10 protein-coding genes are annotated in these 13,739 nt (G+C 60.1%); 4 read left to right on the top strand and 6 right to left on the bottom strand.

Going from position 1 to position 13,739, the window contains the following annotated elements:
* The first annotated feature begins 174 nt into the window (after window positions 1-174).
* A complete protein-coding gene (locus tag HY011_34410) occupies window positions 175-1,770 on the top strand; it encodes an alginate lyase family protein (GenBank protein ID MBI3428046.1) in 1,596 nt (531 codons plus the stop codon).
* 32 nt (window positions 1,771-1,802) lie between these two features.
* Entirely contained in the window at window positions 1,803-3,092 is a 1,290-nt protein-coding gene (locus HY011_34405; GenBank protein MBI3428045.1) for a glycosyltransferase family 4 protein, read from the top strand.
* A gap of 56 nt (window positions 3,093-3,148) precedes the next feature.
* On the opposite strand, the gene HY011_34400 is transcribed toward HY011_34405, so the two are convergent.
* The 4 genes from HY011_34400 to HY011_34385 form a co-directional block, all read right to left on the bottom strand.
* Window positions 3,149-4,807, bottom strand: coding sequence for a protein kinase (locus HY011_34400; GenBank protein ID MBI3428044.1), 1,659 nt, complete (start codon window positions 4,805-4,807; stop codon window positions 3,149-3,151).
* A gap of 419 nt (window positions 4,808-5,226) precedes the next feature.
* Window positions 5,227-6,048, bottom strand: a complete 822-nt coding sequence (locus HY011_34395) for a hypothetical protein (GenBank protein ID MBI3428043.1) — start codon at window positions 6,046-6,048, stop codon at window positions 5,227-5,229.
* A 330-nt stretch (window positions 6,049-6,378) separates the two neighbouring features.
* Window positions 6,379-7,629, bottom strand: a complete 1,251-nt coding sequence (locus HY011_34390; protein ID MBI3428042.1) for a serine/threonine protein kinase — start codon at window positions 7,627-7,629, stop codon at window positions 6,379-6,381.
* 63 nt (window positions 7,630-7,692) lie between these two features.
* Window positions 7,693-9,555 (bottom strand): trypsin-like peptidase domain-containing protein, encoded by a 1,863-nt coding sequence (locus tag HY011_34385; GenBank protein ID MBI3428041.1) that lies wholly within the window; start codon window positions 9,553-9,555, stop codon window positions 7,693-7,695.
* 202 nt (window positions 9,556-9,757) lie between these two features.
* On the opposite strand from HY011_34385, the gene HY011_34380 reads away from it, so the two are divergent.
* Window positions 9,758-10,276: a hypothetical protein gene (locus HY011_34380; protein MBI3428040.1), complete on the top strand. Its 519-nt coding sequence runs from the start codon at window positions 9,758-9,760 to the stop codon at window positions 10,274-10,276.
* A 136-nt stretch (window positions 10,277-10,412) separates the two neighbouring features.
* On the opposite strand, the gene HY011_34375 is transcribed toward HY011_34380, so the two are convergent.
* Together HY011_34375 and HY011_34370 are read right to left on the bottom strand one after the other, a co-directional pair.
* Entirely contained in the window at window positions 10,413-11,408 is a 996-nt protein-coding gene (locus HY011_34375; protein MBI3428039.1) for a Gfo/Idh/MocA family oxidoreductase, read from the bottom strand.
* Window positions 11,405-12,229: a glucosamine-6-phosphate deaminase gene (locus HY011_34370; GenBank protein MBI3428038.1), complete on the bottom strand. Its 825-nt coding sequence runs from the start codon at window positions 12,227-12,229 to the stop codon at window positions 11,405-11,407. Before HY011_34370 ends, HY011_34375 begins: the two co-directional genes overlap by 4 nt.
* 151 nt (window positions 12,230-12,380) lie before the next feature.
* On the opposite strand from HY011_34370, the gene HY011_34365 reads away from it, so the two are divergent.
* Entirely contained in the window at window positions 12,381-13,667 is a 1,287-nt protein-coding gene (locus HY011_34365) for a hypothetical protein (GenBank protein MBI3428037.1), read from the top strand.
* The last annotated feature ends 72 nt before the right edge of the window (window positions 13,668-13,739 follow it).

Genomic DNA, 13,739 nt, shown 5'->3' with positions numbered 1-13,739 from the left:
CGCTGGGAACAGGTGTTGTACCGGCCTTGGCGCGCGGTGCAATTTTCCCTGTACCGCGTCTGGCCGCACTTGACAGCAAGGTGGACAACAGCCGATAAAGACGCACCTTTTCTTCCCCCACCAACGATTGCAACATTCCGACAGGTCTTTGAAACAGCTTTAGCGCATCTGTGCGTGCCGCTAGACACGGCGGCGGTGCGTTGGGCCGGGCTGCCGGAAAACCGCTTTACCTTTCTGAATCGCACGCTGCATTTGCCAGCGCCCGATTGGAACCGGCGTTACGAAAGCCATCTGTGGAACTACCAGCTTCATTATTTTGAGTTTGCGGTTTGGTGCGCGCGGGTTTGGGTCGAACGCGGCGAGCCACGCTATTGGCAAGCCTGCCGCGCCTTGATTGAAAGCTGGCTGGCGCAGGCGCGGCCCGGGCAAAGCGATGGCTGGGACGCCTATCCGACTTCGCTGCGCATCGTCAATTGGATCTATGCCTACTGCCTGCTGGCGGAACACGAAGCCGGAACCGAGTTTCAGACGCGCTGGCGCACGAGCATCTATCAGCAACTGGACTTTCTGAGCCGCCACCTGGAACATCATTTGCTCGCGAACCATTTGCTAAAAAACGCAAAAGCCTTGGTGCTTGGCGGACTGTTTTTCGCGCATGACCGGCAAGGCCAGCATTGGTTGGAAACGGGGCAACAGTTGCTCTGGCGCGAATTCGATGAACAGGTGTTGCCGGATGGCGGGCATTATGAACGCGCGCCGATGTATCACGCGCAAACACTGGGCGACTGGCTGGAGTGTTTCGCCTTATTACAGGCGTTTGGCTCTTTGGCAAAAGACAAAGCTGAGATTGCCCAGCGTTTGCGCGCGATGGCGGAGTTTTTAGAGGCTGCCAGTTACACCGACAATACGCTGGCGCTCTTCAACGATTCGGCGAATACAGCCGAGACGCGGCCACAGCCGTTGCTGGCGACGGCTGCCCGTGTTTGTGGTTACGCGGCGGGTTCCGCGCCCACGGCGTTTCCGCAAACGGGCTATTTCGTCTGGCAGTCCAGTGATGCCCGCGAGAAGCTGATCGTGGATGCGGGGCCGCCGTCAGTGGCCTATAACACGGCGCATGCGCATTGTGATTTGTTGAGCTACGAATTGCGCTTTGACGGCAAGCCGTTTATTGTGGACACAGGTGTTCACGGTTATGGCGGCGACCCTTTCCGCGCTTATTGCCGTGCGACGCGCGCCCACAATACGGTACAATTCGACCAGCGTGAACAGTCCGAATTGTGGGGCACTTTCCGGCTGGCAAGACGTGCCGAAGTACTTGCCGCCGCAGCCCAGGGGGACGCTACGGCCTGGCAGTTTCGGGGCGCCTACCGTCCTTATTACGACCGCAACTTGACACATCAACGGCTCATTCAACGGCGGGGAACTGGCGAATGGGTTGTGACCGACACTGCGCAGGGAAGCGTGGTGCACGAAGCGGAGAGTTTTATCCATATCCACCCAGCCATACAGGTGCGGCAAGGGCACGCTGATGGCTTTGTGATCGAATGCCAAACCGATACGCGCAGCATCCTGATCGAACCGTTCGGCGACGTCACCAGCGTCTCGCTGACGCGGGGCAGCACCATTCCAGCGACCCGGCGCGCGCAGCAACAGGCTCAGGGGTGGTACTTCCCGACCTTCGGCAGCGCACAGCCGAATCCGGTCATTTGCTTCCGCTACCGGCCACCAATGGGAACGGCTTTCGGGTACAGGATCAGAACGGTCACGTGACCGGGCCAGGCGTTTCGCGTCCTTGCAATTCCATGAAAGTCACGTTTCTTTGCCAATACTTTCCGCCCGAGATGGGCGCACCCGCCGCGCGCACTTATGAACATGCCCGGTACTGGGTCGAGAACGGCCACGAAGTCACGGTCATCACCGGTTTCCCCAATCATCCGACCGGCGTCATTCATCCCGCTTACCGCAATCAATGGTTCAAACGCGAGACGGTCGAGGGCATCGAACTGTTGCGCACGCGCATTTACGTCACGCCGAACAAAGGCTTCGCCAAACGCATTCTCAACTTCCTTTCATTTTTTGCCTCGTCGCTGTTTTTTGGTGTCTTCAAAACCGAACGACCGGATTTGGTGGTGGGCACTTCGCCGCAATTTTTCTGTGCGGTGGCGGCGTGGATTTTAAGCCGCATCAAGCGGGTGCCCTTTGTGTTTGAAGTGCGCGACATCTGGCCGGAATCGGCGATTGAGTTGGGCGTCTTGAAAAACCGCTGGCTGATTCGCGCGTTGGAAGCGATTGAGATGTTTCTTTATCGCCAAGCCGACGTGATTATTCCGGTGGCTGAATCCACCAAACCCTATCTGATCGAAAAAGGGATTCCAGCCGAAAAGATCAAAATCGTGCCCAACGGCATTGACGCCAAATATCTGGCGCTGCCCAGTGCGACCTCGGCGCAGGCGCGCGCCGAATTGGGGCTGGAAGACAAATTCATCATCTCTTACATCGGCACGCACGGCATCTCGCATGCCTTGAGCGTCGCCTTGCACGCGGCGGACAAATTGCGCCACGAGCCGCACTTTCATTTTCTGCTGATTGGCGAAGGCGCTGACAAAGACGACCTCAAACAGTTGGCGGCGCGGTTGAAATTGCCGAATGTGACGTTTATGGATGCCCAGCCGCGCGAACGCCTGCTCTCGTTCTATCGCGCCAGCGATGTCAGCCTGGTGCCTTTGCGCCGCCTGCCGGTCTTTCAAAAAGTGCTGCCCTCAAAACTGTTTGAACTGATGGGCAATGGTTGCCCGATCATTTGCAGCGTCGAGGGCGAAGCCGCCGCTCTGGTCAAACGCGCTCAAGCCGGTGTGTGCATCGAACCGGAAAGCGTCGAAGCCTTGCTCGCAGCCATTCGCCAATTGCACGCCGATGCGCCCTTGCGGCAACGCCTGGGCGAGAACGGCAAACGATTCGTCACCACTTACTACCTGCGTTCGATGCTGGCGGATAATTTTTTGACAGCCCTGGCCGAAGTGAAAAACCGGCCTTTGGCAACGGCGAAACAACGGCCCAAAGCCGCCGAACAACAACCCACCATTAGCAACTAACGGCAGCAACCAACGTCCTGCCGACTGGCTACGACCAGTGGCCGCCTTGTTCAGCCTCACTGCCGCTTCTTCTCTTTTTCCTTTTTCTTCTCGCCGCCTTTGAGCGCACCCCAAATGTCTTTGGCGCCGCTCAGAATGCCGCCCACGTTTTTGAGCACGCGCTCATCCTGCCGTTCCTTCTCTTCGCGCTTCAGACGTTCTTTCTCCTGCCGGCGCTCTTCTTCGAGCACGGCGGCTGTATTGACAGGCGCGGAGCGCGTGATGACGGGCGGGCGGTTGACATAAGCCGGAGGCGGATTGGCGGGCACAAAGACGGGCGCGGGTGCCACAGGATTGGGCGTGCGGCGTTTGGGAGCCGTTCGTTGCACCGGCACTGAATTGGCGGCGGCGCTGGCCGGTGTTGGTTGCGCCAGCGTCGGCAGATTCAGCGCGTCTGCCGGACTGGAGGGAATTGGCCCGCCCGGTTGTGGCGGTGTCGTGAAGGACGGCGCCACAAGTGCTTCTGCCGGCGCGGCGTTCGGAGTGGGTGTTGCTTGTAGCGCAACCGGTGGAGTGCTGGGTGTGACGCTCGTGCGCCTGCCATTCAACCAGATGCCGCCGCCGCCGATGATTAACGCTGCCGCTACCGCCGCTGCCTGCTTCCAGTTGAATCGTTGCCGCAGAGGTATTGCTGCGGCCAGCGCGGGCGAACTTGGCGCACCGGACGCTTGCGCCACGCGCGTGGCTTGAATCAATTGCGCGGCCAAGCCTGCGGGCGGGGTGATGCGCGAACCGGTGGACTGTCTGCCTCTACCCGCGCCGGGTTGCGATGGGGCAGAAGGGCGTGAAGGCGTGATTGTAAGCTGAGGCGTTATCACCACAGGCGTCACATCAGAAGGCAGCGTGGCGGGCGTCAAGCCCGCCGTGCGCGTCGCGTCAATCAACGCCGCGTGAAAGTCCAGCGCCGATTGAAAGCGCTCTGCCGGGTCTTTCGCCAGGGCGCGCAAGATGATTTGTTCGATGACTGGCGGCAGGTGCTGGGCAAACTGGCGCGGCGGTGGCGGCGGCATTTCCAGGTGCGCGTGCATCACTTCGTATTCGCTGTCGCTGCGAAACGGCGCGCGTCCCGTCAGCATTTCATAGAGCACGATGCCCAGCGCATAGATGTCGCTGCGGCCATCGGTTTCCAGCCCGCGCACCTGTTCGGGCGACATGTATTCCAGCGTGCCCACGATGCGCCCGGTGCGCGTCATGCGGTGGCTGCCCAGCAAGCGCGCGATGCCGAAATCCATCACTTTGATCGTGCCACCCTCGGTCAGCATCAGATTGGCGGGTTTCAGATCGCGGTGCACGATGCCGAGCTGATGCGCGTGGGCAATACCTTCCAGCACTTGCCCGAACAGGCGCAGCCCCTGACTGAGCGTTAACGCGCCGCTGCGACGCAGGATGCCCTCCAGCGTTTCGCCGCGCACATATTCCATCACCATCAAAAAGTCTTCGTCGTGGCGCAGCAGGGTGTGCAGCGTGGCGACGAAGGGATGATTGAGCCGCGCCAGCGCGATGGCTTCGGCGCGGAAGCGTTCAACCAGTTGCGGCTGGCGTGCGAGTTCAGGGCGCAAGACTTTGATCGCCACTTCGCGCTCGAGCATCAGGTCGAGGCCTTTGAAGACCGTCCCCATGCCGCCTTCGCCGATGAGCATTTGAATCTGGTAGTTGCCGATGACGTTTTCGTTCATAGGGTCACCTCGCAGGGTTGAATTGTTCACTCAATCGGTAATGCGCAAAGCGGCGCTGAATCGGCTCAGCAAAAATGGGGGGAAGCAGATGTCTGGACATTTTGAAAAAAGACCGCTGCGAAAATGAAATGCGCTTCAGGCGCGTAGCGCAACCCGCCGAGGTTGCGCTACGCGCGTCCAGCAGTTTAGGTCTATCGCGTGCGCCTTAAAGCGGCTTGCAGTTGAATGCGACCTGCGGCAACCACACGCAACGTAGGGGCAGACCTGTGTGTCTGCCCCGGTGGCATCTGTAGCCTTCGATTCCGTCTGACGCGATCGGGGCAGACACACAGGTCTGCCCCTACGTTGTGCGGTCGCATTCAACTGCAAACCGCTATAAAGCGGGCCAGCCCGCGAGCGCGCGCCCAAGGCCCCTGCCGTTAATACATCTCAGGGCAGGTGCAATACTCCGCCGCAAAGCGCTGGCGTCCGTTTCGGTCGTATACCTTGATGTTGACGACGCCGCTGTTGCGGCTGGTTCGTTCGTAATCAAGCTGGACTCGGCCCAGGGCCGAGTAATAGCTGTCGGGCGCGTCATACGAATTCTCGAAGCAGCCGCAGGACATTGCATATTGCCCGCCGCTGATGGGCAACAGCGCGGCTTGCAAGGCTTCGCGCGAGGTGACAATTCTTCTCTGCAACATTTCCGGCGCGGCTTTGCCCAAGCCCACCAAGCTTGGCGCGGCCAATGTCCCGGCCCAATACTGCTGCCGCTGCGGTTGGCGGAGATCGAAAAATTGCGCGGCCCCATTGGTTCCATCCCGCTTGAGCAGCGGCGTGAAAAAATATGGCGCCGGGGTGGGCGTGGGCGTTGGTGTGGGTTGCGGAAAAGGGATTGGCCTAGTGAACACAGGCGGCTGCGGCTGCCACGGGCCGTAAACCTTGCTCCAATCAGGGCTGGTGAATAAACCCTTGTCTTCCTTCTCGCGAATCTTCGGCGCGACATACGCGCCCTGCTCCCGGTTCAAATACTCTTTGATGTGATCGTAGATGTAGCTGCTGATCAGGTTGAAGCCCACGTTCTCGGCAAACCGTCCGACGAATTTCAGAAACAGATTGCCTTGCCACGCGGGTGCGGCCAGCACAGTTTGGGACGGGCAGAGCGTCAGACCCAGCAGCCCGGCGCTGCCTTGCCAGATGAAATTGCGGCGCGCCATTCCGCGCCATTCCTGTTCAACGTGGCTTTGCGATTGTGTTTTCATTGTTTCCCCCTTGGTTAGCATTTGAATTTGTCGCCTCACCTGGTAATGCGCAAAGCGGCGGGGGATTGGCTCAGGAAAAATTGCAGGCTCAGATTGCGGGCGCTAAGCGCACCAAGCCGACCGTGATGTTGTCGTGGCCGCCGCGCTGTTTGGCTAAGGCGATCAATTGCTCGCACGCGGCTTCCGGTTCGGCGAGTGTCGGACTGGCCGAACCGCGCCACCTCGGCAGGTTACGCTACGCGCGCTCAGCAGTTCAGGCAGACCCTGCCAGCGTTCCTGAAAATCAGGCTGTCTTTCACTTGCGCGTCATAGGCTTTGGCCTGGGGCCATTCACTTCACCGAATAGGTATAGCCCTTGCGGTTTTCCGTCACCGCGAATTCGACCTGCCGCGCCGCGCCGTCGCGCCGTAATTCGAGCGTGACCGATTCGCCCACGCGGGCGCGCAACTCGTGCGGCGTGGTACCGAGCCGTTGGCCTGCCTGATAAACCTCAGCACGTCCATCCACGGCATCAATTTGAATCGTGCGCCAAAGCTCCGGCGTGGTGCTGCCGCTCGCCGCCGGTGTGGGCGCTATGTATTTGATTTGAAGCGCATCGGGCGCGGGCAGCGGCCAAAAAAGAATCGCGCCGATGACGAGCGCCAGTGCGACAGCGGCAAGGGCATAAACCGAACGCCAACGTGGCGTGACGGATGAGGCGGACTTGGCCGCGCGCACAGACGCGGCGGGGTTGGCTGGGCGCGCTTCAGCGGCAGGTGTCGTCAAGTCTTTGACCGCTGACAACAACTCAACCGCCGAGGCGTAACGATCCGCCGGATGCTTTTTCAAACAGCGCGCGATGACGGCTTCGAGTTCGCGCGGCATGGCGGGATTCAAGGTTGTTGGCGCGTCGAACCTGGCTTGCTTGATCTGTTCGTAAAGTTTGTCGAGCGTCGGCGCGGCAAAAGGCATGCGCCCGGTGACCATTTGATACAACAGCACGCCCAGCGCCCAGACATCCGAACGCGCGTCGGCGTGCCCTTGCAATTGTTCGGGCGCCAGACAGACCAGCGTGCCGATGACGTGTCCGGCCAGCGTCAGTTGCGGTGCGGTGCCGTCTTTGGCGATGCCGAAATCGAGCAGCTTCACTGCGCCCGCCGAACTGAGTTTGATGTTGTTGGCCTTGATGTCGCGGTGAATGATGCCGTGACGATGCAAATAAGCCACGGCTTCGACGACGGCTTGAAAGATGCCGAGCGCTTCCGCCGGAGCGAGCCTGCCGCGCGCTTCCAGGTGTTCGGCCAGCGTTTGGCCATCCACGTATTCCAGAATCAGACAGGGCTTGCCCTGCCATTCGAGGAAATCGTAAAGCGTGGCGATATTCGGATGCTGCAACCCCGCTTGAATGCGCGCCTCATTGATTGAACGCTCGACCAGCGGCCCGCTGACGTTTTTTAGCAGCTTGATCGCCACCACGCGCTTGATCTTGACGTGCACGGCGCGATAGACCTCGCCCATCCCGCCTGTCCCCAGCAGTTCGGCCACCTGGTATTCACCGATGGATTGCGGATTGCGGATTGCGGATTGCGGATTGTTTTGCATGATTTGTCTCGCCAGGGTTGAATCCCCAACTGCCAACTGCCAACTGCCAACTGCCAACTGCCATTACTTCGGCGTCGTCGTCATCAACTCGCGCGCAAAGCGAATCGGCACGGCGAACGAAACCTGCCCTTGCGCGCCACCCGCTCCAATCGCGCGCCCGGCGTAATAAATCCCGACCACGCGCCCGTGATCGTCGAAGACCGGGCCGCCGCTATTGCCAGCGCCGGGATTGGCCGTGACCTGATACGCGTCGCCGAATTCATTGGTCGTTTTGTCTTTGCCGCTTTCCTGGCTGCGCAAGACACGCCCGATGTTGCCGGTGGTGAGGCTGGGATCGGGCACGACTTTCATCTGCGATTCGCGGTTGAAGGCGTCCATCGAATTGACCAATCCCCAGGAAATCGGCGAAGCCGCCGGGTAGCCGAGCACCGTGATTGGGTCGCCGACTTTGATCGTGTCGTAATTGTCATTCAACTCGGTTTTAGGCACGGCTTCGGGCATATCAATCTTGAGCATCGCCACGTCGTGCCGGTCGGACACGCGCGCCAGCTTGCCCGGGATCGAAGTTTTGTTTTGCGGGAAGGTGACGTTGAGAAAGTCCAGGCGACCTTCGACAGCCCAGCGATAGCCGTCGCGCCCGAATTGCCGCGTTTCAGACGGCGCCCAATTGGCGGGGATGGAATAGGTCACAGGCATGCCGGTTTCGGGGTTGGTGCGCAACGTCCAGCCATTCGCACCCTGCGTCCAAACCACACCTGGCGAAGCGTCCGCCGGGTATTGATAACGGCTCATCCAGCCTGCGCCCACGTGGCGCGCGGTCAAAATGAAACCATCGCTGCTGACGACGAAACCCGAACCGCCGCCGCCGCCGCCGATGGCGTGCGCGCCACCCCGGTCATCCAGCGTCGGTTCATACGCGCCGCCATCCAGCACGATATACGTCGCCACTTCGCGCCGCCCATCGTTGATGATCGGGCGTTCGACGCCTTCTTTGTCTTTCCAACGATTAGGCACGTAGACGTGCGAAATCTGGCGGCCCGTGTTCGTGTTGATCAGTTTCCAGCGCACATCAATCGAAACGACCGCGCCGCTGTATTTCTCGGCAACCTGGCCCGGCGTCAGCAAGGTCGGATCGCCCAGCGGCAACAGGCTCGCCGCCGGTGCATTCGGCCAGAACTTCCAAGCGGCCAGCGCCAGCACCAAGACGAGCGCGCCGCCGCCAATGAGCATGAGCTTGCCCATGTCGCGCCGCGTTTGCGTGATCAGGCGTTCGACCGTGGCTTGGCCTACGCCCGCCGGACGCGGCGGCAGCGGGGCCGCATTGGTTGAGGGCGCATTAAACGGAGAGGGCGGCACCGCTTGATTGTTAAGCGGCTGGTAGGACGCTTGGCGCGGCGCATTCAAATGCCCCAACGGCGGCGGCGTCGCGTTGGTGGCGACTTTGCGATTGCCGTTGTTTTGATTGGTTGAAAACGCATCCACCGTGGGCGCCGTCGTGGTGGGCGGCAGCGGAAACGGCACGGTGGCGCTGGGCGTTGCACCAACAGCGCCCACGGCTGAGGCTTCGCGGGTTGGTTGCAGGTATGGCGCCGGACGCGGCAACACTTCAAATTCAAACTCCGGCCCGCCCGCGCCCAACTGAATCACATCGCCCGGCGTGACGCGCGCGCTGCCGCTGATGCGCTGTTTGTTGATGAAGGTGCCATTGCGACTGTTCAGGTCGCTGACAGTGAATTGGCCTGGCAACAAATGATCGGGCGTGATTTTGGCGTGATACCGCCCGACCAGATCATCCTTGGCCGGATCGAACGAGACGCTCGAAGCCGGATCGCGGCCCAGCGTGATTTCGGTTGTTTGGGGCAGGGGGAATTCGGATGTTTGTCCGGCGCGCGAACCGCTCAGATGTTTCAGCATAATGTGCGACATAGGGCCTCCTTAACGGTGCAGAGAAAGCGTTGTGTTTCGACCTTCACTCAGCAATGCGCAAAGCGCGGTAGGATTGGCTCAGCTTTGGAGAATTTTTTTTGCGGCGGGCCGCCGGGGATTTAATGCAACGGCCAGCGGATTGTGGCGTTCAACCCCTGACGCCTATTCACGGAATCAGCGATGAAATCAGCTAGGAGTAGCTATGGCTAAATTCAATGACACCCTCGACCGCGTGAAAATTGCCGCCCCTTGTCAGGCCAATTGGGATGAGATGTTTTCGTTTGAAGGCGAGCGCGTGCGCTTCTGTTCGCAGTGCAAGCTGAACGTTTATAACCTGTCGGGCATGACGCGCACCGAGGCCAGCGCCTTGCTCGCGCGCACCGAGGGCCGCTTGTGCGTGCGGTTTTATCGCCGGGCGGATGGGACGGTCTTGACCCAAAATTGCCCGGTCGGATTGCGCGCGCTCAAACGCCGGGTCGCGTGGGCCGGACAGGTATTGCTGGGTATGGGCTTGGCGTTGTTGGGTGGATTGGGATTGGGCAGTTTGAAGCCCGTGCTGAGATTGGTGGAGGTGGTCAGTCCCAAGCCTGTGGTGATGGGCGGCATTGGAGCCAATCCAGCGGAACGGCAGGTGGAACCGGAGTCTTTGCCGATAGGGGAGATGGGGAAATCAGTTTTACCTGAAAGACTACATCAGCCGACACGCAAGCAACCTAAATAGGAATCAGGCCACCTGGGTACGCACCGCTTCCAGCGTGCAGGCATGTCAAAGAAATGAAAAAGGCCGAAGGGATTTCCTTTCGGCCTTTGCCTGTTCTCCGCCACGCCTGCACGCTGGAAGCGGTGCGTACCCAGATTTATTTCTTTTGCTCCGTCACTTCTTTTAACAGCACCGGCACACCGCCGCGCGCCTTGCTCAAATCCGCCGCCTCCATAAACGCCATGACTTCCAGCGTCTCTTCCGGCTGAATTGGTGGTACGCCCGTTTGGAAGAACTTGATGATCTCGACCAGTAGCGGGCGGTAATCCACCTTCAGTGGCGATGGCGTCGTCAGCGTCGCTTTCACTCCAAATGCCACCGCGCCGTAATCCTGTTTGCCCTGCGTGATGCCGCGCATGGTGCCGAGGCGTCCGTCTTTCCATTTGCCGGTGACGGTATCGCCGCCTTCTGATTTGACGCGCGTGACCGTTTCGCAGCCCGGCCCCATCAGCGTGTAAAGCATCTCGACGGCGTGGATGCCATACCAAAATAAATCTGGGTGATGCGGCTCGAAATTTTCCGGCCCGTAAGCAAACGCGCCCGTGATGCCGCCGTGTTTGTCGCTGTTGCGGATGGCCTGCACATCGGCGCTGTAACGCAAACTCGATGAACTGAAAAACGCCACATTCGCAGCCCGCGCCAAGCGCACAATCTCGCGCGCATCGGCGTAACTGGCGGCGAAGGGCTTATCAAGGAACACGCGCTTGCCCGCTTTAAGCACAGGCCGCACCTGATTCAAGTGGGGCCGTCCGTCCACACTTTCAAGCAACACCGCGTCCACGCGCTGGCAAAGCTCTTCAATCGAATTGACCAGCTCGACGCCGTATTTCTCTTTGATCTCTGCCGCGTAATTATCAACGCGCGTGCGGCTCGATTCGACATCGGCGCTGCCGCCTTTGAAGGCCGCGACGACGCGCGCGCCGGGGATGTGGTTCGGGTCGTTCTTGTCGTTGAGCAGTTTGGTGAAGGCGGGGACGTGCGAGGTGTCGGTGCCGATGATGCCGATTTTGATTTCAGCAGTCTGGGCGGCGGCGTGTACGGCAAAGAAACCGGACAGCGCCAAGAGCAGCGTGCAGCGGATGATGGTTTTCATAGTGTCTCGTTGATGGAGTCGGGGTTGAGCAAGGCGGATGAATGTTGATCGAGATAGACGGTCACGTTGCCGTGCGGGCGCAACGCCGAAGCTGGCGCGAGCGGCGAAATCTCGCCTTCCAAACAGTCCTTCACCGCCTGTGCTTTGCGCGCATCGGGCACGATGCAGATGATCTCGGCGGCGTTCAAAATCTGTTTGATCGTCATCGAGATGGCTTGCTTGGGTACGTCATCCAGCCCGGCGAACCAGCCTTCGCCGACTTGCTGGCGGCGGCAGGCTTCGTCGAGGTTGACGACGATGTAAGCCGCTTCCGTTTCAAAATCGGCGGGCGGATCGTTAAAGGCCAGATGCCCGTTTTCGCCAATGCCAACAAAGGCGACGTCAATCGGCGCGGCTTGAATCAACGCGCCGACTGCGCGGCAAACTGCTTCAGCATCGGCCTCGCCATCCAGCAAGTGATGGTTCGTCATTCCGGTGGGTTCGATGAACCGTTCGAGCAGGTACTTGCGAAAGCTGGCCGGATGCGTGAGCGGCAAGCCGACGTATTCATCCAGGTGAAACAGCTCGACGCGCGACCAATCAATGCCCGGCATTTGCGTCAACGCTTGCAAGAATTCGAATTGCGACATGCCGGTTGCGGCGATGAGGCGCGCTTGCCCGCGCGCCGCGATGGCGTTGTTGAGGCTGGCGGCGGCCTGTGCAGCGGCAGCTTGGCCCAATTGGCTTTTGTCGTGGAAGACCTTTAGAATCACGCGCGTTTGCCTCGGTGTGTTTGTAGAGTTAAGCGGTATTGCGAATGCGCCGTAGCTTCCCACAGTCATCAATCACATTGCAAGAAATCATCTCATTGTACAGCAGGCTGCCAGCCTGCTGCGCTGTAGCAAAAGACGCAGTCAAAGCGGTTGCGTCTCAGTTCAATGCCGCAGCAAGCTGGCAGCTTGCTGTACATCTGTCATCACGAGGAGCATTCGCATGCTGCAACATCTGACCTCCCTGCTCGGCTTCTTTGTGCTCGCCGCGCTGGCTTGGCTGCTTTCCGCCAACCGCCGCCAAGTTCGCTGGCGACCAATCGCCTGGGGGCTGGGGTTGCAATTGGCCATCGGGTTGCTGGTCTTTCGTTTGCCCGGCGCGCGGCAGGCTTTCGTCTGGCTCAACGACGTCGTGATGGCAGTGCTCGACGCTTCAAAAAGCGGGACGAACTTTCTGCTCGGCCCGTTGGCCGCCGCGCCTGGTGAACCCGGTTCGATTGGGTTCGTGCTGGCCTTTCAGGCCTTGCCGATTGCGATCTTCGTCTCGGCGTTTGCGGCGGCGCTTTATCATTTGCGCTTGTTGCAACCGGTGGTGCGGCTCTTCGCGCGCCTCTTCCACCGCACGCTGGGTTTGAGCGGCGCTGAGGCATTGTGCAGCTCCGCCAACATCTTCGTCGGCGTCGAATCGGCGCTGGTCATCCGGCCCTATTTAGATCGCATGACGCAATCGGAATTGCTGATGGTGCTGACGAGCGGGATGGCGACGGTGGCCTCGACCACGCTGGGGATTTACGTGTTCATGCTGAGCAAGAGCTTTCCGCAAATTGCCGGGCATTTGCTGTCGGCCTCGATCATCTCGATTCCCGCCGCCGTCGTGATGGTCAAATTGCTGTTGCCCGAAACCGGCGCGCCTGAAACAGCAGGCACGCTGCCGCCCGATAACGAAGAGGAACGCGCGGGCAATCTAATGAGCGCGATCATTGCGGGCGCGATGGACGGGCTGCGACTGGCTGCGGGCATCGCGGCCTTGCTCATCGCCGGTCTCGGCATCGTGGCGCTGTTCGACAAAGCGCTCTCACTCTTCCCGACGCATTGGCTGGGAATGAGCGAGCCGTTAACGCTGGTCAAACTTTTCGGTTGGGTTTTCTATCCCTTCGCCATGCTGCTGGGCATCGCGCGACCCGATTGGGCCGAAGCCGGACGTCTGTTGGGCGAGCGTGTGTTGCTGACCGAGGTCGTGTCGTATCAGGACATGGCGCAGATGGCCGCGCACGGCGTATTGGTTGATCCGCGCACGGTGGTGATTTTGAGTTATGCGCTGTGCGGGTTTGCGCACGTGGCTTCGCTGGCGATCTTCGTGGGCGGCACAGCGGCGCTGGCTCCGACGCGGCGCGATGATCTGGCAAGTCTTGGTTTGCGCGCTTTATTGGCCGCAACGTTGGCGACATTGATGACAGGTTGTGTGGCGGGGATTTTTAGCGATGGCAGCGGTGTCTTGCTGACGCGGTGATGCGAGCGTCACGCTGCCGTCAAGCGATTCAACGTGCGCCGCACCGCAGTTTATCCTTCATAATCAGGAGCA

The organism is Acidobacteriota bacterium, assembly GCA_016196035.1.
In the GTDB taxonomy this organism is placed as follows: Bacteria; Acidobacteriota; Blastocatellia; order RBC074; family RBC074; genus JACPYM01.
This window is presented reverse-complemented; position numbering and strand designations above follow the sequence as displayed.